Raw genomic sequence first — 19,674 nt, forward strand, 5'->3', positions numbered from 1 at the left:
GATGCTGAGAACAGTGCACTTCGCTGGATATCGTGCTTTTTCATGACATCCCTGCTGCTCGTCGAGGACGACGCCGTCATCCGCGAGTCGGTCGGCCTGGCCCTTGAGCGCTACGGCTACCGCGTGAGCACCGCCGCCGACGGGCTGAGCGGCCTGGAGGCGGCCCTGGCGGGCGGCCACGACCTGCTGCTGCTGGACGTCATGCTGCCCGGGCTCGACGGCATCAGCCTGTGCCGCAGGGTCAGGGAGTCCAGCCAGGTGCCGATCCTCATGCTGTCGGCCCGCGGCGACGGCCTCGACATCGTGGCCGGGCTGGAGGGCGGCGCCGACGACTACGTGGTCAAGCCGATCGACCTGCCGGTGCTGGTGGCCAGGATCCGCTCGCTGCTGCGCCGGGCCGCGGCCGCCCGGCCGGAGCCCGAGCCCGCCGGTGGGCGGCCTGCCCCGCTCAGCTTCGGTGACCTGACCGTCGACACCGCCGCGCTGGAGGTCAGGCGCGCCGGCGAGCGGGTCGAGCTGACGCCGACCGAGCTGCGGCTGCTGCTGGAGTTCGCCGCGCATCCGGGGATCGTGCTGGAACGGGCCACCCTGCTGCGCACGGTCTGGGACTACGGCTGGGACGGCGACAGCCGCGTGGTCGACCTGTGCGTCCAGCGGCTGCGCAGGAAGATCGGCACGGACCGCATCGAGACCGTACGCGGGTTCGGCTACAAGCTGAGCGCCACGTGAACCGGGCCGCGCTGACCTGGCGGATCGCCAACCCCGCCTCGCTGCGCTGGAAGATCGCCGCCCTCGTCACGCTCGCCTGCGCCGTCGTCGCCCTCGTGGTCGGGCTGCTGGTGCACCAGGCCACCTGGGACCGCTCCCTGGCGACGGGACGCGGCGAGGCCGAGATCGCGCTCGACCAGGCGCTGGCCGACCCGGCGGCGAACCTGGTGAGCGTCGCCGGGCTGCCCCGCGAACTCGCCGCCCAGGTGCGGCCCGGCCGGCGCGTCACCTGGTACGGCACCGACCATCGCGACGAGCCCTGGATGTGGGCCGTCCAGCCGTACGGCGACGGCGAGAACGCCGTGCTGGCGCAGATCTCGATGGGCTCCGACCTGCTCAGCCTGCACGCGCTCGACCGCGACATGATCAAGGCCGCGCTGCTCGCCCTGACCGGGGTGGTGCCGGTCTCGGTGGGCCTCGCCGAGCTGGCCAACCGGCGGCTGCGGCGCGTCGCGCGTACCGCACGGCGCATCGCCGACGGCGACCTGGACGCCCGCATCACCGCCGGCCCGCCGCGCCGGTCCGGCCGGGACGAGATCGCCGACATCTCGGCCGCCGTGGACTCCATGGCGGCCGCGCTCCAGCACCGGCTCCAGGCCGAGCAGCGCTTCACCGCCGACGTCGCCCACGACCTGCGCACCCCGCTGATGGGGCTGGTCGCCGCCGCCGGGCTGCTGGAGGAGGGCCAGGCGGCCGATCTGGTACGCGACCGCGTCCAGGTGCTGCGCTCGCTGGTGGAGGACCTGCTGGAGGTCTCCCGCCTGGACACCGGCGCGGAGGTCGCCGACCGCGTCCGCGTGCCGCTGGCCGAGCTGGCCGCCGAGTCGGCCGCCCGGGTGGGCGTGGAGGCGCGGGTGCTGGCCGAGGGGCGGCCCGAGGCGAGGACCGACCCGCGCCGGCTCGACCGCATCCTCGCCAACCTCGCGCTCAACGCCCACCGCCACGGCGCCCCGCCGGTCGAGATCGTCGCGGGGGACCACGTCATCGAGGTCCGCGACCGGGGGCCGGGGTTCCCGCCCGAACTCCTGGCCGAGGGGCCGCGCCGCTTTCGTACGGGCGCCGCGGAGCGCGGGCACGGCCACGGGCTCGGGCTGGAGATCGCCGCCGGCCAGGCCCGCGTGATCGGCGCCGAGCTGACCCTGACCAACGCCGCCGACGGCGGCGCCGTCGCCACCCTGCGCCTGCCTGCGTCCGAGGAACACCACCCGCCCGAAGGCTGACGCCTTGGCGCGCTCAGCCCCCGGCGAGGATGCCGGCGACCGCCTGGACGCTGTCGGCGCTGCCCACCACGACCACCACGTCGCCCGTGTCCAGCACGAAGCCCGGTGCCGGGCTGGCGACGATCTGCGCCTTGCGCACCACCGCCACGATGGAGGCCCCCGTGCGGGTGCGCACCTGCGCGTCGCCCATCGGCCGCCCCACGTAGGGCGATTCGGTGCCGATCGGCAGCTTCTCGCTGACCAGCCCCTCCACTTCCCGGTGCAGGTCGTCGAGCCGCCGGATGATGCGCGGCGCGCCGAGCAGCCCGGCCAGCGCGTCGGCCTCGTCGTCGTTGAGCGTGACGGTCTCGCACGCCTGGTCGGGGTCGTGTGGATCGTAGATCACCAGGTCGCGGCGGCCGGTGCGGTGGGAGACGACGGCGACGCGCCGCCCTGAGCTCGTCGTGAACTCGTGCCGCAGTCCGATTCCTGGCAACGCTGTCTGTTCGATCTCCACCGGTCACCTCACGTCCGTCCTGCGCCGCACCGTTCGGGAGCGCTCCGGCGCGTGGCGCGGGCGTCCCAGAACGATCCTTTCCGAGGATGACAGATTCGCGTAAGTGGACGGCAGGTGCGATTTCCGGAGCTTCGGACGTCTTTTCGGGGTACGACAGACCCCGCGCCCATCGACACGCGAATGCACCGGCCGCGCCGCACCCCCACCGGCCGGTCCGCCCGTGAAGATGGAGGAGCCGTCCCTGCGACAGGAGGAGTCCGCCGATTCAGCATGATTTGCGTGCAATGAGTAATGATCGCCACATAACTGCTCCAACGATGCCATGTGGGGGTTCACGATGAGTCTGCAGCAGCTCTACGGGGTTTTACTGGCCGGTGGCCTGGTGTTGCTGGCGAGCATCGCCGCGGCGCGCACGGCCAGCCGGCTCGGTCTGCCCGGCCTGCTGCTGTTCCTCGCGCTCGGGGTGCTGCTCGGCGAAGACGTGCTGGGCATCGACTTCGACGACGCGCAGCTCGCGCAGACCCTGGGGACGTCGGCGCTGGGCGTCATCCTGGTCGAGGGCGGTCTGAGCACCCGGTGGTCCGACATCAAACGGCTGATGGTGCCCGCCGGACTGCTGGCCACGCTCGGCGTGGCGGTCAGCGTGACGATCACCGCCGCGGGCGCGCACTTCCTGCTCGGCCTCAACTGGCAGCTCTCGCTGCTGCTGGGCGCGATCGTGTCCTCCACGGACGCCGCCGCCGTGTTCTCCGTGCTGCGCGCGCTGCCGCTGCCGCGCCGCGTGGCCGGGATGGTGGAGGCCGAGTCGGGCTTCAACGACGCGCCGACGGTCATCCTGGTGCTGGTGTTCTCGACGGCGTTCACCGACCTGCCCGACCCCGCCTCGATCGCCACGCAGATCTCGTACGAGCTGGCGGTCGGCGCCGCGATCGGGCTCGCTTGCGCCTGGGCGGGCACGCTCGCCCTGCGCTACGTCGCGCTGCCCGCCACCGGCCTGTACCCGCTGGCCACCGTGGGCATGGGCATCATCGCCTTCGCCGCGGCCGGGGCCGTGCACGCCTCCGGGTTCATCGCCGCGTACCTGGCCGGGCTCGTCCTCGGCAACGCCGTACTGCCGCACCGCGCCGCCACCCGGTCGTTCGCCGACGGCATCGGCTGGCTGGCGCAGATCGGCCTGTTCGTCATGCTCGGCCTGCTGGTCACCCCGCACGAGCTGGCGAGCGCGCTGATCCCCGCCGTCCTCATCGGCCTGGTGCTGATGCTGGTCGCCAGGCCGGTGTCCGTGGCCGCGTGCCTGACCTTCTTCCGTACGGGCTGGCGGCATCAGGCGTTCATCGCCTGGGCCGGGATGCGCGGCGCGGTGCCCATCGTGCTGGCCACCTACCCGATCGTGGCCGAGGTGCCGGGCAGCCGGCACCTGCTGAACATCGTGTTCGTCCTGGTCATCCTCTACACCCTGGTGCAGGGCCCCACGCTGCCGCTGGTGGCCAGGCTGCTCAAGGTCATCCAGCCGCACCAGGCCAAGGAGGTCGAGATCGAGGCCGCGCCGCTCGACGTCCTCGCGGCCGAGCTGCTCACGCTGACCGTCCCGCCGGGCTCGAAGCTGCACGGCGTGGAGATCTTCGAGCTACGGCTGCCGAAGCCGTCGATCGTCACCCTCGTCATCCGGGGCGGCGACACGCTCGTCCCCGAGCCGGACACCCGGCTGCGGGAGGGCGACGAAGTGCTCATCGTCACCACGCCCGCCACCCGTACCGAGGTCGAGCGGCGGCTGCGCGCCGTCGGCAGGGGCGGCCGCCTCGCCCACTGGCACGGCGAGGACGGCGAGCCCGACAACGGCCACGCACCCGCGACGTCCCCGGAATCGCGTCCCGCCCCCGCCGCCACACCGGCGCCCGGCCGGCGGCGGGCGGGCCTGCGCTGGCGTACCCGCCTCGCCGGCGGCCGCCGGCGCCACGTCCGCCCGGTCGCGCCCCCGCCCCCGGAACCGGGCGACGACCTGCTCCCCGGCACGGAATCGGAGTCCGACCCCGCCGTCACATGACACCACCCCGCGCCCGCCTGCCTGGGGCGAGGGGCACGCTCGCCCGAGACGCCGGCTATGCGCAGGCCCGTCCGTGGCGCCGGCTATGCGCAGGCCCGTCCGTGGCGCCGGGTATGGGGCCGTCGCCCACCCCCACCCCCGCCCCCCGCCCTCGCAGCGGGCGGGCGGGAGCTGGGGAGGTGACGAGCGGGACTTGTGGCGGTGTTTCGATGACATATCCGGTCCAGGCCTATTACCGTGTCGTGCTGAGCCGGACACGCCTTGTAACCCCCCGGAGACGCCACATGCGCATCGCAGCCGCGATCCTCACCTTCTTGCTCGGCCTCACCCTTCTCCCCTCCGGCCCGGCGGCCGCCGCCACGGCGCTGCCGGGCGGCAAGTCGACGTTCGTGGTCTCGCAGGGCCATCTCAAGGCCGCCTCCCAGCAGAACTGGCTACGCCTGGGCAACTACACCTTCGCCAGGAACGGCACCGTGAACGCCGGCTTCTACCTGTGGTGGCAGCGGAGCCCGAAGGCCAGGCAGAGCACCGGCACCGCCCCCGACGCGAGCTGCAGCACCAAGGCCGGCGGCAAGTCCACCCGGGTGCGCGGGTGCAAGGTGCTCACCGCCGGCGGCTTCACCGGCGGCCCGAGCGAGCGGCGCACCGGGACGTACTCGGTGGCGGGCGACGTGCTCACCATCAAGTGGAAGATCGCCCAGACCTGGACCGAGCAGTGGTACGTCCGCAAGTCGCCCGACGGCAAGCTCGCCCGCCTCGACCTCAAGCGCAGCACGCTCGCCACGCACGGCTACGGCTACGGCAGCAACGCCTCCTACGCCACCCGCCGCGCGATGAGCTCGGTGAAGGCGTTCCCCAGCTCGCTCAGGCAGGACCTGACGAGCTGGGCGGGCGGCAAGCTGGTCAGGTCGGCCAACCAGCCGTTCGGGCTCTCGTCGTTCCGCCAGTGCTCCGGCACGACCTCGTGCCTGACGTACCTGCAGCCCTCGTCCAACAGCGCCTGCCAGAAGGAGGGCGGCTGCCCCAGGTACGGCGGCGGGACGAAGGCCAACATCTCCTCCATCCAGTACTACCTGACGATGATCTCCAAGACCGACCGCCGCGACACGCTCTGGCACTGGTGCACCTGCCTGGCGATGGAGCGGGGCCAGTTCTGCTACACCGGGAACTCGCACGTCAAGCCGCTCATGCAGATCATCGACGACTCGGGGGCGTTCCGCGGCTGGGTCGGCGCCGAGGCGTCCTTCTCGACGGACGGCTCCCGCGCCAAGGACATGCTGGCGGTGCTGCGCATCTCCGACTTCCGCTGACCCCGGCGGGCGGCCGGGGGTTTTAGGCTGACCGGATGAAGTACCTGCTGCTGGTCTGCGGGGACGAAGAGTCCTACCAGGCGATGCTGGCCGATCCGGGCTTCCTGCCCGACTGCAAGGCGTGGGCCGCGGCGCGCGGCGACGGGCTGATCGCGACCGGAGGCCTCGAACCCCCGGCCGACGCCACCACGGTGCGGGTGCGCGACGGCGAGGTGCTGATGACCGACGGTCCCTTCGTCGAGTCGAAGGAGGTCGTCGCCGGGTTCAGCCTGATCGAGTGCGCGTCGCGCGAGGAGGCCATGGAGGCCGCGCGGACCCACCCGGTGGCCCGCCACGGCACGATAGAACTCCGCGCCCTCCAACCGTGACGCCACAGGAACCGGCGTCGGCGGGCGTCCAAGAGACGGTGGCGGCCCTGTTCCGCGAGGAGTGGGGCCGCGTCGTGGCGACCCTGATCCGGCAGACCGGCGACTGGGACCTCGCCGAGGAGTGCGCCCAGGACGCCTTCACCCAGGCGCTGACCCGCTGGCCGGCGGACGGCGTGCCGCCGGCCCCCGGCGCCTGGCTCACCACGACGGCCCGCAACAAGGCGATCGACCGCCTCCGCCGCGCCTCGACAGGCGCCGCGAAGCTCCGCGAACTGGCCGCCCTGCACGCCACCACCCTGCTCGATTCCGGCGGACCCGCCGGTTCGCGCGGCGGCGGCCCGGGGACCGTCGTCGAGGACGATCGGTTGCGGTTGATCTTCACGTGTTGTCATCCGCGCCTGCCGTTCGAGGCGCGGGTGGCGCTCACCCTGCGGACGCTGGCCGGGCTCACGACGGCGGAGATCGCGCGGGCGTTTCTCGTGTCCGAGGGCACGATGTCCAAGCGGATCACCCGCGCCAAGCGTGCTGTCCGCGACGCGGGGCTGCCCTTTCAGGTGCCGCCGGCCGAGGAACTGACGGAGCGGCTGCCGGCCGTGCTCGGCGTGCTCTACCTGCTCTTCTCCGAGGGGTATGCGGCCGGCGCGGGCGACGAGTCGATCAGGCGGTCGCTCACGGACGAGGCGATCCGGCTGGCGCGGCTGGTGCACGGGCTGCTGCCGGGCGAGCCTGAGGCGGGCGGGCTGCTGGCGCTGATGCTCCTGCACGACGCCAGGAGCGCGGCCCGCGAGGACGGCGGGGAACTGGTGCCGCTGGAGGAGCAGGACCGTTCACGGTGGCGGCGCGAGCAGATCGACGAGGGCGTGGCGCTGCTCGACGAGGTGCTGCGGCAAGGCGGCGCGGGCGCGGGGCCGTACCGGATCCAGGCCGCCATCGCCGCCTGCCACGCGACCGCGCCGTCGTTCGCCGAGACGCCCTGGACGGAGATCGCCGCCCTGTACGGCGCGCTCGAACGCCACGTCCCCTCCGACATCGTCCGCCTCAACAGGGCCATCGCCGCCGGCATGGCCGACCCCGCCCGTGGCCTGGCCATGACCGAGCCGCTCGGAGCCCGCCTCGACGGCCACCACGTGCTCCACGCCGCCCGCGCCGACCTCCTGCGCCGCCTGGGCCGTGCGGAGGAGGCCGCCGAGCACTACCGGCGGGCCGTGGAGCTGGCCCCCGACGGCCCCGAGCGACGGCACCTGACCCGTCGGCTCGGGGAGGTCGCGCACGTCTGAGCGGCACGCGATCCGCCGCCTGCACGAACCTTTTCCGGGAGGGATGTCCGTCTGGGCGGTTCCCGTTCGTAGGCAGGGCGGAAACAGTCGTCCTCTACGAAAGGCATGACCATGAAGACCACCCGTTCGGCCGACGGCACCCCCATCGCGTTCGACGTCATGGGCGACGGGGAGCCCGTCGTGCTGGTGAGCGGGGCGTCCTGCACGAGGGGCGTCCACGAGCCGCTGGCCCGGCTGCTGGCCGGCGAGCGTACGGTGATCAACTATGACCGGCGGGGCCGGGGCGACAGCGGCGACACCTCGCCCTACGCGGTGGAGCGCGAGGTCGAGGACCTCGCGGCGGTCATCAAGGCGGCAGGGGGCGCGGCGGCGGTGTTCGGGAACTCGTCGGGCGCGGTGCTGGCGGTGCGTGCCGCCGCGGCCGGCCTGCCGATCACGAGGCTCGCGCTGTGGGAGCCGCCGTTCCAGCTCGACCCCGGCGCGCCCGCCCGCGCCCGCGCGTACGCGGACGAGCTGGCGGCCTGCCTGGACGGCGGGCGGCCGGGGGACGCCATGGCGCTGTTCCTGCGCTCGGTCGGGATGCCGGCCGAGGCGATCGAGGGTATGCGTCGCGCTCCCATGTGGCCGTCCATGGAACAGATCGCGCCCACGCTCGCGTACGACGCAGCCGTCCTCGGCGACGGCGGCCTGCCGCCGGGCCTCGCCGCCGTCACCGCGCCCGTCCTGGTGCTGACCGGCTCCCGCACCGGCCCCTGGGCGGTCGCCGCCGCCCGCGCCCTGCTGGACGCGCTGCCCGAGGCGCGGCACACGGTGCTCGACGGTCAGGACCACAACGTCTCCTGGGAGGTCCTGGCACCCCATCTGATCGGCTTCCTCGGCTGACCCGGCTCGGGCGGGGGCGGTGCCTGAAGGGGCTGCCCGCGCCGGCTCAGATCACCTGCACCGGATGGGACACGATCGCGCCGAACAGATACCCCAAGGTATTGAAGGGCGTGGTTTACGGGCTGCACGGCGCCGGTCGAGTCAGCGGCGCGGGCCAGCAGCTCCGTGCGGCCTGGACGCGGGTGATCCGGCCGCGGCCCGACCACGACCTGCCGTGCAGCCGGTACGCCGCCGGTGCGGGGAGCGGGCGGAGCAGGGCGCGCCTGCCCGGCAGGTCCTCTGGTCCGTACGGCATGCGACCACACTTCCTAATTCCAGGTGGCCCTATCAGTAGACATGGAAAGTGTTCCGGTCAGGGAAAACGAGCGGAGATCACGGGTTCTGGAAGGTGACCTCGGGATTGGCGGCGGTCGGCCCGTCGAGCAGCGGCCGCTTCGCGCCCTGCAGATGACGGTCGAAGAAGGCGCCCACGTACGAGGTGGTGATCTCGCCCGACCGCTTGCCAGGCAGCGGCGCCTCCGGGTCGGTGATCCCGGCCTGAGCGCCCAGCACGGGCACGTCGATGAAGGTGAAGTGGCCGGAGTCGGCCACGGTCAGCCAGCGCTTCCAGCCGTCCAGCCGCCGCCAGTCGCGCGGCCAGGACGTGTCGGTGGAGCCGGGGGAGTGCCCCGCCTTCGTGCCGAGCATGAGGAACGGCCGCTTGGCGAGCCCGCTCTTGGGGACGGGCGCGAAGAACGTGCCGTCCATGTTCACCCCGGCGCGCACCCGGCGGTCGGCGGCCATGAGGGCGGCGGCGGCGTTGCCGCCGATCGAGTGTCCTGCCGCGCCGATGCGCTTCCCGTCGATCATCGCCGCGCGCTTCCACCCGGAGGCGCGGGTGACCCGGTCGATCACGAACGACAGGTCGGCCGCCCGGCCGGTGGCGACCTTGGCCATCATGCGCCTGCTCGCCGCGTCGGACGGGGCCTGCTCGACCGCGTCGCACGCGGCGCAGGTCAGGGTGCGGCCGCCGGGGAACGTCGTGCCGAACGACTCGTAGGCGTGGTCCACCAGCGCGACCACGTTGCCGCGCGAGGCCAGCTCTTCGGCGAGCATGGTCAGCGTTGCCCGGTTGAGCGAGAATCCGGGCGACAGCACCACCAGGGGGTGCCGTCCGGCGGCCGGCCGGGCGCCGGTCCGCGCGTTGGTGCGCACGCCGGTGACCTGCTCCGGCTTGAACACCTGGTCCAGCTTCTGTGACTTGAGCAGCGCCGCGGCTTCCGCGGTCGTCATGTAAGGGGCCGCGCCGCCGCCGGAACGTGCCGGGTAGTACATCGAGACCATCAGCTCGCGCGAGCGGGCCGACGGCATCCAGGGGTCGCGCCGCCCGGTGTCCTTCAGGTGCAGGACGTCCCGCCCGACCTGGTACGCGCCGGTCGGCCGGGGAATCGCGAAGGTCACCTCGGCGGTGCCGGCGGCCTGCGCGGGGAGCGCCGACGCGGTGAGGGGCAGGGTGAGCGCGAGCAGGGCAACGGTGGTTCTGTTCATGGCGAGTACGGTACGGACGGGCCCAGGCCGCTCGACATGCTCGAAAGACGGGCACGCACCCTTACTTTCGTCAGGGTCTGAGCCGCCCGGCCACCTCCAGCCACCGCGTCACCTCGGAGGCGCTGAAGTGGCGGATCGCCCAGTCCACCAGGCGCAGGCTCATGTGCGCCCAGCAGCGCAGCGCCACCCGCTCGGGCACGTCCACGTGCAGGCCGGGGGCGCGGTGCGCGAGGTCGAAGCGGAGCGTGAACAGGTCGAAGCCGGCGTCGCCGCGCGTCGCGCCGTCCCAGTCGATCACGCCGGTGATGGCGCCGTCCGCGTCGACCAGGACGTTCTCCGGGTGGAAGTCGGTGTGCACGAGGTCGTCGCCGTCGAGGACGTCGCCGGGGAACGCCCTGCCGACCTCTTCGATCTGGTCGAGCAGGCGGCGGGTGCGGCCGTCGTAGGAGCGCAGCGAGCCGTGCAGGCAGAAGCCGGGCCCGTCCTCCAGCAGGAACAACCGTAGCGGCGGCAGGTCGGAGCGGCCCGCGAGCACCCCACGGCACCGCCGGTTGATCTCGATCATCTGCTCGACCAGTTCCGCCGTGGCCTTCTCCGGGACACGGCCCGGCAGCAGCTCCTGGACCAGGAGGGGCGGGTGGACCAGCTCGTACGCGGGCGCCGGCACCCCCGCCGCCCGCGCCATCTCAAGCAGCGGGCCGACGTCGGGCCCCCGGGTCAGGACCGACCGGCGGCCGTCGGGCCAGCGGACGTAGGCCGCGCCTACCTGCCCGCCGGGACACGGCCCCTCGTAGGCGAGCGGCACGGGCAGGTCGCGCAGGGCCTGCTGGACGTCGAGCTTCGGTACGGGCGGCAGCGTCACGATCTCTCCTCAGCCGGGTGACCTCACTCACAGCCGTCACAACCGGGCGGGCCATCTCGTCTTTGAGTGCATGGAACGAACGAGTGTAGTGATCACCGGTGCGAACAAGGGGCTCGGCCTGGAGACGGCCAGGCGGCTCGGCGAGATGGGCTGGCAGGTCTTCCTCGGCTCCCGCGACGCAGGACGGGGCCGCGCGGCCGCCGAGAAACTGGCCGCCGACGGCATCGAGGTCGTCGTGATTCCCTTGGACGTGACCTCCGACGAGTCGGTCGCGGCGGCCGTGAGCCTGGTCCGTGAGCACACCGATCACTTGGACGTGCTGGTCAACAACGCGGGCGCGCCGGGCAACGTGCTGCCGCCCGCCCAGGCCACGGCCGATGAGCTGCACGCCGTCTACGACACCAACGTCTACGGGCCGGTCCGCGTCACCCACGCCTTCCTGCCCCTGCTGGAGGCGTCGGACAACCCGCGCGTGGTGAACGTCGGCAGCGGCGGCGGCTCCTTCGGCGTGGTCACCGACCCCGGCCAGCCGGTCTCGAAGATGCACGAGCTGGCGTACAGCTCGTCGAAGGCCGCCCTCAACATGATCACCGTCCGGTACGCGCAGGCGCTGCCGCACATCAAGTTCAACGTGCTCACCCCCGGCGAGATCGTCAACCGGGCCTACACCGCCACCGACATGAACCACCACACCGGCACGCTCACCGTCACCCAGGGCAGCGACCCGATCATCAGGCTCGCCACCCTCGACGCCGACGGGCCGAGCGGCGTCTTCATCGACCGCCTGGGACCGGTGGCCTGGTGAGCACCGGACATTTCGGGAAGGGTACGGATATGTCGCGAGCGGACGATGAGGGCTACCGGCCCCTGCTGTTCTCCATCGCGTACGGGATGACCGGATCCGTCGGCGACGCCGAGGACATCGTCCAGGACGCCTACCTCCGACTCACCAGGGCCCGCCAGGCGGGCACCACGGTCGCCGAGCCGAAGGCGTACCTGACGACGGCCGTGACCCGGCTCGGCATTGACCACCTGCGGTCGGCGCGGGTACGGCGGGAGACGTACGTGGGGGACTGGCTGCCCGAGCCGGTCGTCGTCCCCGGCCTCGGTGCGGGGCTCACCTCAGGCCCCGCCTCTGGGCCCGCCGAGCACGCCGAACTGTCCGACTCGCTGTCGATGGCGTTCCTCGTGCTGCTGGAGGCGCTCTCGCCGGTGGAGCGGGCGGTCTTCATGCTGCGCGAGGTCTTCGGGTACGGCTACCCCGACGTGGCCCGCGTCACCGGCAAGACCGAGGCGAACTGCCGGCAGATCTTCGCCCGCGCCCGCCGCAGGATCGCCGAGGGGGCACGGGAACCCGGCGGGCCGCTCGCCCCCGCGCGGCGGGCGGAGGGCGCCGAGCTGGCCCAGCGCTTCTTCGAGGCCGCGTCAGGCGGCGACCTCGACGCGCTGCTCGACATGCTGGCCCCCGACGTGGTGCTGCACGGGGACGGCGGCGGCAAGGTGCCCGCGCTCTCGTGGCCCGCGACCGACCGCCTGCGGGTCGCGCGGCTGCTCCTCGGCGGCCTGCGCCGGTTCAGGGCGCTCGGCGTCACGCTCAGTCTCGCCTGGGTCAACGGCCGCCCGGGAGCGGTCCTGCACGACTCCGAGGGACGGGTGGCGAGCGTGGTCGAGCTGTCGATCGCGGACGGGTACGTGCAGGCGATCCACTCGGTCGCCAACCCCGACAAGCTGCACCACCTCGGCCCGGTCTCCGACGTGGGCCTCCGGAACCGCTGACGCCTCACGGGTCAGGCGGGTCAGCGGGGCCGGTGGGGCCGGTGGCCTCCATGGCGGCGGGTGGGGCCGGAGCGGTGGCGGGAGCCGTCCAGAGGCCAGTCAGGGCGTCGATGAGGCTGGTCGCGGTGGCGTCCCAGGTGGGGCTGAGCGGGTCGCCCTCGTTGAGCGCCCGCTCCCGCTCGGCCAGCGCGTGCACCAGGAGGAGGCGGCTCATGTCGGCGCGGTGGCGGCGCGTCCCCTCCGGGACCCCGGGCAACAGCCGGAACATGCCGGCCAGGCTCGTCCGCATGGACGGCGTGGAGACGGCCTCGTCGATGACGATCTGCCGCATCGGAGGCACGGTGTTGATCTGCGCCATGCACTGGGCTCGCACGCTCGGCACGCCCAGCGCCGCCAGGTGGTCGGTGGCCGGGCGGACCAGGCACGAGATCCAGTCGCGCAGCTCACCCGACTCGCCCATCTCGGCCAGCAGCCGCAGCCGCCGCCGCTCCAGGTCGTGGGTGTAGCGGCGGACGATCGCGCGGACCAAACCGGCCTTCGACCCGAAGTGGTAGCCGACCGCGAAGTTGTTGGCCTGGCCCGCCGCCTCGCTGATCTGCCGGTTGGACACCTCGCCGACGCCGCGCTCGGCGAACAGCCGCTCCGCCGTGTCGAGCAGCGCCTCGCGCGTGTCCCTGGCCCGCACCCCGCGGCGCTCGGGCGCGGGCCCCGAGGACGTCACCATCGCACCGGTACCTCCTCCAGCCCCCCGACCACCAGCCCCTCGCGACGGCGCAGCTCGGCGGCGGGGACGGCCGGCTCCAAGCCGGGCAGCCGGTCCAGCAGCACCTTGAGCACGGCCTGCAGCTCCGTGCGGGCCAGCGCCTGCCCGAGGCAGGAGTGCGGGCCGGCGCGGAAGGCGACGTGGGGGTTGGGTGAGCGGTCGAGCCGCATCTCGTCCGCCTCGTCGAACTGCCGCTCGTCACGGTTGGCCGCGGCCATGCTGCACACGACGGTGGTGCCCTTCGGCAGCGTCTGGCCGCTCACGGAGACCTCTTCCGTGAGGTAGCGGGGCATGCCGAAGCCGGGGTTGGCGTCGAAGCGCAACGCCTCCTCCACGGCGGAGCGGATCAGTGTGCGGTCGGCCAGCAGCGCCTCCCAGCGCCCGCGGTCGGCCAGCAGCATCGACATCATCTTGCCGATCATATTGGCGGTCGTCTCGTGCCCGGCCACCAGCAGGCCCCTGGCGGTGCCGATCAGCAGCTGCTCGGTCAGCCTGCCGTCCAGGCCCTCGACGATCGCGAGCAGCTCGCTGATCAGGTCGTCGCCCGGCTCCTTCCGCTTGGCGTCCACCAGCGCCACCAGGTACGCGTCGAACTCGGCCTGTGCGGCGTCGATCTCCTCCTGGGTGAACCTGGTCATGCTGAGCATCGTGTCCGACCAGTACGCGAACCTGTCGCGGTCGCCGTCGGGCACCCCGAGCAGGTCGCAGATGGCCCACACCGGCAGCGGGAACCCCAGCGCGGACACCAGGTCCGCCGGCGCGCCGCCCGCGATCATCTCCTCGACCAGGTGCTCGGCCATCGCCTCGATGCGCGGCCGCATCGCGGTGACCCGCTTGGCGGTGAACGCCTTGCCGACCAACTGCCGCCAGGCGCGGTGCTCATCGCCCGTCATGCTCCTGCCCCGGTTGCCGAACACGCCGCCCGACTCGTTGGCGGTCACCCTGGCGGCGTCCGGCGCGTCGAGCTGGCGGGTGAAGCGCGGGTCCGACAGGACCTGCTTGACGTCGTCGTACCTGGTCAGCAGCAGCGCCTGGTCGCCGCTCGCGAGCCTGATCGGGGCGACGGGGCAGCCCGAGCGCAGCTCCGCCCATTCGGGCGGCGGCTCCAGGGCGGTGGGGTTGGCGAACGGGTAGTCGGGAACCTGCTGCGCGCTCACACGTCCTCCCAGAGGTGCTTGTGAGGCCCAGCTAAGTCAATCCGCTTAAGTAAATCAAGTGATTGAGAACGGTGTCCGTACGTGGCGGTCCCGGCGATGCGTGGGGCGGACGCGTGAGATGCTGCATTTGTGACCACGACTGAGCAGGCCGAACCGGCCCCACGCCGCCGGCGGGGCCGTCCCGGCTATGACCAGTCCGCGATCCTGCGCGCCGCCGTCGAGATGTTCAACCGCCGCGGCTACGACGCCACCAGCATGGGCGACCTGGCCAAGGAACTCGGGCTGACCAAGCCGGCCATCTACCACCACGTGACCAGCAAGGAGCAGCTGCTCGGCCAGGCGCTCGACGACGCGCTCGACGAGCTGACCGCCGTGGTGACCGAGGCGTCCCGTGAGCCGGGCGGGCGCAGCGCGTACGAGCGGCTGCGCGAGGTCGTGCGGCGCAGCGTCGAGGTGCTCGTCGCGCACCAGCCGTCGGTCACGCTGCTGCTGCGCGTCCGGGGCAACAGCGAGGTCGAGCTGGCCGCGCTCGAACGGCGCCGCTGGCTCGACGACCGGCTCGCCGCCCTGGTGGCCGACGCGGTCGCCGAGGGCGCGCTGCGCGACGACGTACCGCCCGCGCTGGTCAGCCGCCTGCTGTTCGGCATGGTCAACTCGCTCGCCGAGTGGTACCGCCCCGACGGCGCCTACGACCAGGCGATGGTCGCCGCCGCCATCACCTCCATCGCCTTCGACGGCCTGGCCAAGCACGAAACGTGACCGGCCGGCCTGATCAGGGGAGTGGCCTGGTCAGGCGGTGTCACCAGGTGTAGAAGCCCTGGCCGGTCTTGCGGCCGAGGTGGCCTGCGGCGACCAGGTCGCGCAGGATCCGGGGCGGCTCGAAGCGCGGGCCCAGCTCGCGGGCCAGGTGTTCGGCGATGGCCAGCCGCACGTCGAGCCCCACGATGTCCGTCGTGCGCAGGGGCCCCACCGGGTGGCGGTAGCCGAGGGTCATCGCGGTGTCGATGTCGGCCGCGCTCGCCACGCCCTCTTCGAGCATCCGCATGGCCTCCAGCGCCAGGCTCACCCCGAGCCGGCTGCTGGCGAAGCCCGGCGAGTCGGTCACGGTGATGGGCGTCTTGCCGAGCGCCGCCACCCAGCCCTGAGCCCGGGTCAGCAACCCGGACTCGGTCGTGGGCGCGGCGACGATCTCGACGAGGTCGCTCACCGGGACCGGGTTGAAGAAGTGCAGGCCGAGGAAGCGTTCCGGGGCGGCCAGCCCGGCGGCGAGCCCGGTCAGTGACAGGCTGCTGGTGTTCGTGGCGAGCACCGCGCCGGGCGCCCGCTTCTCGGCGACGGCCAGCACCTCCGCCTTGAGCGCGGCATCCTCGGGCACGGCCTCGATGACCAGCTGACAGCCCGCCAGGTCGCCCGGGTCGGTCGTGATCCGCAGCCGGGCCAGCACGGCCTCCTGCGGCTCACCGAGCGTGCCCTTGGCGGCGGCCTTGCCCACGCTGCCCTCGACCCTGGCACGAGCGGCGGCGGCCGTCTCCTCGCCGCTCTCCACGACGACGACGGCGCTGCCCGCGACGAGGAACGCATGCGCGATGCCCGCTCCCATGCGGCCCCCGCCGAAGACACCGACGTCACCCGGCAAGGCGCCGGGCCGGTCGGTCGGCCGGTCGGTGGGCTGGTCGGTGGGCCGGTCGGTGGGCGGGTGGGCGTGGTCCGGGTGGTCGGTGGTCATGGGCGCGGTCCCTTCCGCTCGCGGCGTTCCAGGAACGCCGTCATGCGCGCGTACTTCTCCTCGGTCTCGAACAGCACCGCCTGCGCCACGTCGTCCACGAACGGGTGCGCCTGGCGCGGCGCGTGGAAGACGGCCTTCATCAGGCGGGTCGCGAGCGGGGCCTGGGCGGCGATGCGGTCGGCCAGGCGGTGCCCGGCGGCGAGCAGGTCGTCCGGCTCGGCGACCTCGTGCAGCAGCCGCACGTCCCTGGCCTCCTCGGCCGTCAGTACGCGGCCGGCGAGCAGGATCTCCTTGGCCAGCGGCTCGCCCACCAGCTCGGCCAGCCGCCAGGCAGCGCCGGCGGCGGCGAGGATGCCGAGGCCGGTCTCCGGGTTGCCGATCCTGGTGCGGGGCGTGCCGATGCGGAAGTCGCAGGCGTAGGCCAGCTCGGCGCCGCCGCCCAGCGCGTACCCGTCGAGGAGGGCGATGGTGGGCATCGGCAGCCGGTGGACCCGGTCGAAGATCTTCGAGTTGATGCCGCGCAGCGCGTCCTCGCGGCCACGTTCACGCAGCTGGGCGATGTCGGCGCCGGCCGCGAACGTCCCGCCCTCGCCGACGAGCAGCACGACCTTCGGGTCCGCCTCGACGGCGGCGCACGCCTCGTGCAGCGCGGCCACCAGCTCGCGGTCGATGGCGTTGCGCACCTCGGGCCGGTTGAGCCGCCACACCACCCGGTCCGCGCCCTCCTCGATGAGAAGACTCGGCCCGCTCATGCCCGCTCCCCGCAGCTGGAAGTTGTCACGTGGGCTCCTGTTCAGGCGTCGTAGTCGACGGTGACGTGCTCGCCCACCGGATACGTCTGACAGGTCAGGACGAATCCGGCGGCCAGCTCGGACGGTTCGAGCGCGTAGTTGCGCCGCATGTCCACCTCGCCCGACCGTACGACGGCCCGGCACGTCCCGCACACGCCGCCCTTGCAGGCGAACGGCAGGTCCGCCCGGGTGGCCTGGGCGCCGTCGAGCAGCGTCGTCTCCCGGGAGACGGTCGAGGTGGTGCGCAGCCCGTCGAGCACGGTCGTCAGCTCGGTGGTGGCGCCGGGCGGGGCCGAGTCGTCCCTGTGCGGCGGGGGCGGCGGCGCGTCGGCGTAGAACAGCTCGACGTGCACCCGCTCGGCGGGCACGCCCAGCTCGGCGAGCACCGGCCTGGCCTGCTCGATCATCTCCAGCGGCCCGCAGAGCCACACGTGGTCGAACACCTCGACCGGGACGAGCGAGGTGAGCAGGCGGCGCAGCCGGTCGCCGTCGAGCCTTCCTGACAGCAGCTCGACGTCGCGCGGCTCGCGGGAGAGCGCGTGCACGACCTGGAGGCGGGGGCCGTAGCGGTTCTTCAGGTCGCCCAGCTCCTCGGCGAACATGACCGTGCGGCTGGTGCGGTTGCCGTACAGGAGGGAGACCTGGGCGCGGGGGTGGGTGAGGACGGTCGAGGCGATCGACAGCAGCGGCGTGATGCCCGAGCCGGCCGCCACGCACAGGTGGCGCTCGCCGCCGTCCGGGTCGGCCTGCCAGGAGCCGGTGGGCGGCTGCACCTCGATGACCGTGCCCGGCCGTACGTCGTGGACCAGCCAGGAGGAGAACAGGCCGCCGGGGATCTCCCTGACCCCGATGCGCGGCGCGGCGCCCGCCGGGGCGCAGATCGAGTACGAGCGCCGCTCCTCGCGTCCGTCGGCCATCCGGCGCAGGGTGAGCGACTGGCCGGCCTTGAACGCGTACGTGTCGCGCAGCTCGGGCGGCACCTCGAAGGTGATCGCGGCGGCGTCGTCGCACAGCCGGTCCACCGCCGCCACGGTCAGCGGGTGGAAGACGGCGGCCCTGGACGGCGCGGTCGCCGGCATGGTCATCGTTAAATCTCCTTGACGTGCTCGAACGGTTCGAGGCAGCCCGTGCAGCGGTAGAGGGCTTTGCAGGCGGTGGCGCCGAACTCGGAGGTGAGCCGGGTGTCCGCCGAGCCGCAGCGCGGGCAGCGCGGTGCCGCGCGCTTGGGGCCGAGGGTCAGCAGCACCGGCCCGGTACGCCGGGGCGCGGGGCCGGGCGGCGACAGCCCGGCGTCGCGCAGGGCGGCCCGGCCGCGTTCGGAGATCCAGTCGCTCGACCACGGCGGATCCAGCACCACCCGCACCTCCACCCGTTCGAACCCGGCGTCCTTGAGCCGGTGGACGAGGTCGTCGCGCATGGTCGCCATGGCCGGGCAGCCGGTGTAGGTCGGCGTGATCGAGGCGACCACCACCTCGCCGCCGCCGCCACCGGCGTCCCGCGTCACCTCGACACCGCGCAACACGCCCAGGTCGGCGAGGGTCAGCATCGGCATCTCAGGATCCCGCACCTGCCTCGCCACCTCGACCGCCGCGTCCGCCCGCGCGGCCGCGCCGTCACGCGCTCGCTCGGCCGTCTCGGCAGGCTGCCGCGTGGCCGCATCCTCGCGCGCCCGCCCAGCGGGCGGCCCGTCGCCCGGCGTGGACCCCGCGCGGGGCCGAGCGGGGGTCACCAGCGCCCCATCGGGTGGGCGCGGGCGACCACCTGCATCTCGGTGAGCAGTCTGCTCAGGGCCTCGGTGTGCAGGCCGTGTCTGCCGGTGCGTCCGGCGACGCCGGCCAGCGGCGCCCGCTCGGGACGGTCGACGCCGCTCACCGCGAGCACCTGGTCCAGGACGGCGTCCACCTCGCCCGCCAGGGACGACGGGTCCACGCCCACCCCGGCGTCGGCCAGAACCCGTTCGAGCGGGTGGGCGGTGACCAGCTCGGCCCGCAGCGGCCACAGCGCGTCGAGCGCGGCCAGCAGCCTGCGGTGCGACTCCTCGGTGCCGCGCGCCAGCGTGAGGAACCAGCGCCCGGCCCAGTCGCGGTGGTAGGCGACCTCCTTGACGCCCTTCCCCGCGACGGCGGCGAGCACCTGGTCCCGGCTGGCGCGCAGCCGTTCGAACAGGGCGAGCCGAGCCGCGGAGAACAGCAGCAGCCGCACCACCACGTGCGCGAAGTCCCCGTTCGGCACCTCACAAAGCCGCACGTTGCGAAAGTCGCGGTCGTCGCGGAAGAACGCCAGCGCGTCCTCGGCCGGCACCGGCGAGCCGTCGGGCAGCGCCGGCACCACGCCGGGGTCGGCCGCCGCCGCCCGCGCCAGCAGCAGCCGCGCCTGCCCGAGCAGGTCGAGCGCCATGTTGGCGAGCGCGATGTCCTCCTCCAGGTCGGGCGCGCGGCTGCACCACTCCGACAGCCGCTGCGACAGGACCAGGGCGTCGTCGCCGAGCATGAGGCAGTACGCGGCCAGCGCGGCCGGGTCCACCCCCTCGGGCACGGTGGTGTCGACCCCGGCCAGCGGGTCCTCGAAGTCGGTGCCGAAAGCCCACTGAGCGGAGTCACCGCCCTCGATCAGGCCGTCGAAGATGCTGCCGTGTTCGCTGCCGTGTTCGCTGCCGTGTCCGCTGCTGTGTTCACCGCTGTGTCCGCTGCGGGGTTCGTCGCTCATG

21 protein-coding genes are annotated in these 19,674 nt (G+C 73.3%); 10 read left to right on the forward strand and 11 right to left on the reverse strand.

Annotated elements, in window-relative coordinates; translation table 11 throughout:
- The first annotated feature begins 42 nt into the window (after nucleotides 1–42).
- Together cseB and AB0K28_RS38050 are read left to right on the forward strand one after the other, a co-directional pair.
- Nucleotides 43–729, forward strand: a complete 687-nt coding sequence (gene cseB / locus AB0K28_RS38045; protein ID WP_345385444.1) for a two-component system response regulator CseB — start codon at nucleotides 43–45, stop codon at nucleotides 727–729.
- Nucleotides 726–1,988, forward strand: a complete 1,263-nt coding sequence (locus AB0K28_RS38050; RefSeq protein WP_364379700.1) for a HAMP domain-containing sensor histidine kinase — start codon at nucleotides 726–728, stop codon at nucleotides 1,986–1,988. The genes cseB and AB0K28_RS38050 overlap by 4 nt, the downstream gene beginning before the upstream one ends.
- A gap of 13 nt (nucleotides 1,989–2,001) precedes the next feature.
- On the opposite strand, the gene AB0K28_RS38055 is transcribed toward AB0K28_RS38050, so the two are convergent.
- Complete coding sequence (locus AB0K28_RS38055) at nucleotides 2,002–2,484, reverse strand: cation:proton antiporter regulatory subunit (protein WP_364379703.1); 483 nt, start codon at nucleotides 2,482–2,484, stop codon at nucleotides 2,002–2,004.
- A 337-nt stretch (nucleotides 2,485–2,821) separates the two neighbouring features.
- Between AB0K28_RS38055 and AB0K28_RS38060 the strand changes: the two genes are divergently transcribed.
- The 5 genes from AB0K28_RS38060 to AB0K28_RS38080 all read left to right on the forward strand — a co-directional run bounded on the left by AB0K28_RS38060 (nucleotide 2,822) and on the right by AB0K28_RS38080 (nucleotide 8,365).
- On the forward strand, nucleotides 2,822–4,528 hold the full coding sequence (locus AB0K28_RS38060; protein ID WP_364379706.1) for a potassium/proton antiporter: 1,707 nt from the start codon (nucleotides 2,822–2,824) through the stop codon (nucleotides 4,526–4,528).
- Nucleotides 4,529–4,812: 284 nt separating this feature from the next.
- Complete coding sequence (locus AB0K28_RS38065) at nucleotides 4,813–5,838, forward strand: hypothetical protein (protein WP_364379709.1); 1,026 nt, start codon at nucleotides 4,813–4,815, stop codon at nucleotides 5,836–5,838.
- Nucleotides 5,839–5,873: 35 nt separating this feature from the next.
- The gene (locus AB0K28_RS38070; RefSeq protein WP_345385436.1) at nucleotides 5,874–6,206 is read left to right on the forward strand and encodes a YciI family protein; all 333 of its coding nucleotides are present in this window, start codon (nucleotides 5,874–5,876) and stop codon (nucleotides 6,204–6,206) included.
- A complete protein-coding gene (locus tag AB0K28_RS38075; RefSeq protein WP_364379712.1) occupies nucleotides 6,203–7,483 on the forward strand; it encodes a sigma-70 family RNA polymerase sigma factor in 1,281 nt (426 codons plus the stop codon). The genes AB0K28_RS38070 and AB0K28_RS38075 overlap by 4 nt, the downstream gene beginning before the upstream one ends.
- Nucleotides 7,484–7,594: 111 nt before the next feature.
- A complete protein-coding gene (locus tag AB0K28_RS38080) occupies nucleotides 7,595–8,365 on the forward strand; it encodes an alpha/beta fold hydrolase (protein ID WP_364379715.1) in 771 nt (256 codons plus the stop codon).
- A 115-nt stretch (nucleotides 8,366–8,480) separates the two neighbouring features.
- Here the strand turns inward: AB0K28_RS38080 and AB0K28_RS38085 are convergent, their stop codons facing one another.
- The 3 genes from AB0K28_RS38085 to AB0K28_RS38095 all read right to left on the reverse strand — a co-directional run bounded on the left by AB0K28_RS38085 (nucleotide 8,481) and on the right by AB0K28_RS38095 (nucleotide 10,754).
- Complete coding sequence (locus AB0K28_RS38085; RefSeq protein ID WP_364379718.1) at nucleotides 8,481–8,660, reverse strand: hypothetical protein; 180 nt, start codon at nucleotides 8,658–8,660, stop codon at nucleotides 8,481–8,483.
- 77 nt (nucleotides 8,661–8,737) lie between these two features.
- Nucleotides 8,738–9,892, reverse strand: a complete 1,155-nt coding sequence (locus AB0K28_RS38090) for an alpha/beta hydrolase (RefSeq protein WP_364379721.1) — start codon at nucleotides 9,890–9,892, stop codon at nucleotides 8,738–8,740.
- A 70-nt stretch (nucleotides 9,893–9,962) separates the two neighbouring features.
- Nucleotides 9,963–10,754, reverse strand: coding sequence for an aminoglycoside phosphotransferase family protein (locus AB0K28_RS38095; RefSeq protein ID WP_364379724.1), 792 nt, complete (start codon nucleotides 10,752–10,754; stop codon nucleotides 9,963–9,965).
- A gap of 70 nt (nucleotides 10,755–10,824) precedes the next feature.
- On the opposite strand from AB0K28_RS38095, the gene AB0K28_RS38100 reads away from it, so the two are divergent.
- A complete protein-coding gene (locus AB0K28_RS38100; protein WP_364379726.1) occupies nucleotides 10,825–11,559 on the forward strand; it encodes an SDR family NAD(P)-dependent oxidoreductase in 735 nt (244 codons plus the stop codon).
- Between the two features lie 29 nt (nucleotides 11,560–11,588).
- Nucleotides 11,589–12,530 carry an RNA polymerase sigma factor SigJ gene (gene sigJ / locus AB0K28_RS38105; protein WP_364379729.1) on the forward strand — a complete coding sequence of 314 codons (942 nt, stop codon included), beginning with the start codon at nucleotides 11,589–11,591 and terminating at the stop codon, nucleotides 12,528–12,530.
- 4 nt (nucleotides 12,531–12,534) lie between these two features.
- Here sigJ and AB0K28_RS38110 read toward each other — a convergent pair whose 3' ends face one another.
- Together AB0K28_RS38110 and AB0K28_RS38115 are read right to left on the reverse strand one after the other, a co-directional pair.
- Nucleotides 12,535–13,254, reverse strand: coding sequence for a helix-turn-helix domain-containing protein (locus AB0K28_RS38110; RefSeq protein WP_364379732.1), 720 nt, complete (start codon nucleotides 13,252–13,254; stop codon nucleotides 12,535–12,537).
- A complete protein-coding gene (locus AB0K28_RS38115; protein ID WP_364379735.1) occupies nucleotides 13,248–14,450 on the reverse strand; it encodes a cytochrome P450 in 1,203 nt (400 codons plus the stop codon). The genes AB0K28_RS38110 and AB0K28_RS38115 overlap by 7 nt, the downstream gene beginning before the upstream one ends.
- Nucleotides 14,451–14,579: 129 nt before the next feature.
- On the opposite strand from AB0K28_RS38115, the gene AB0K28_RS38120 reads away from it, so the two are divergent.
- Entirely contained in the window at nucleotides 14,580–15,209 is a 630-nt protein-coding gene (locus AB0K28_RS38120; protein WP_345385420.1) for a TetR/AcrR family transcriptional regulator, read from the forward strand.
- Between the two features lie 40 nt (nucleotides 15,210–15,249).
- On the opposite strand, the gene AB0K28_RS38125 is transcribed toward AB0K28_RS38120, so the two are convergent.
- From AB0K28_RS38125 to paaC, 5 genes are all read right to left on the reverse strand, one after another.
- Complete coding sequence (locus AB0K28_RS38125; RefSeq protein ID WP_364379738.1) at nucleotides 15,250–16,176, reverse strand: 3-hydroxyacyl-CoA dehydrogenase NAD-binding domain-containing protein; 927 nt, start codon at nucleotides 16,174–16,176, stop codon at nucleotides 15,250–15,252.
- Nucleotides 16,173–16,928, reverse strand: coding sequence for an enoyl-CoA hydratase/isomerase family protein (locus tag AB0K28_RS38130; RefSeq protein WP_345385416.1), 756 nt, complete (start codon nucleotides 16,926–16,928; stop codon nucleotides 16,173–16,175). The genes AB0K28_RS38125 and AB0K28_RS38130 overlap by 4 nt, the downstream gene beginning before the upstream one ends.
- A 41-nt stretch (nucleotides 16,929–16,969) precedes the next feature.
- Complete coding sequence (paaE, locus tag AB0K28_RS38135) at nucleotides 16,970–18,046, reverse strand: 1,2-phenylacetyl-CoA epoxidase subunit PaaE (RefSeq protein ID WP_364379943.1); 1,077 nt, start codon at nucleotides 18,044–18,046, stop codon at nucleotides 16,970–16,972.
- A gap of 8 nt (nucleotides 18,047–18,054) precedes the next feature.
- Nucleotides 18,055–18,546: a 1,2-phenylacetyl-CoA epoxidase subunit PaaD gene (gene paaD / locus AB0K28_RS38140; protein ID WP_345409217.1), complete on the reverse strand. Its 492-nt coding sequence runs from the start codon at nucleotides 18,544–18,546 to the stop codon at nucleotides 18,055–18,057.
- Between the two features lie 146 nt (nucleotides 18,547–18,692).
- Nucleotides 18,693–19,673, reverse strand: coding sequence for a 1,2-phenylacetyl-CoA epoxidase subunit PaaC (paaC, locus tag AB0K28_RS38145; protein ID WP_364379741.1), 981 nt, complete (start codon nucleotides 19,671–19,673; stop codon nucleotides 18,693–18,695).
- Nucleotide 19,674 lies beyond the last annotated feature (1 nt).

Origin of the sequence: Nonomuraea sp. NPDC049504, from assembly GCF_040676845.1 — a bacterium.
Lineage (GTDB): Bacteria > Actinomycetota > Actinomycetes > Streptosporangiales > Streptosporangiaceae > Nonomuraea > Nonomuraea salmonea.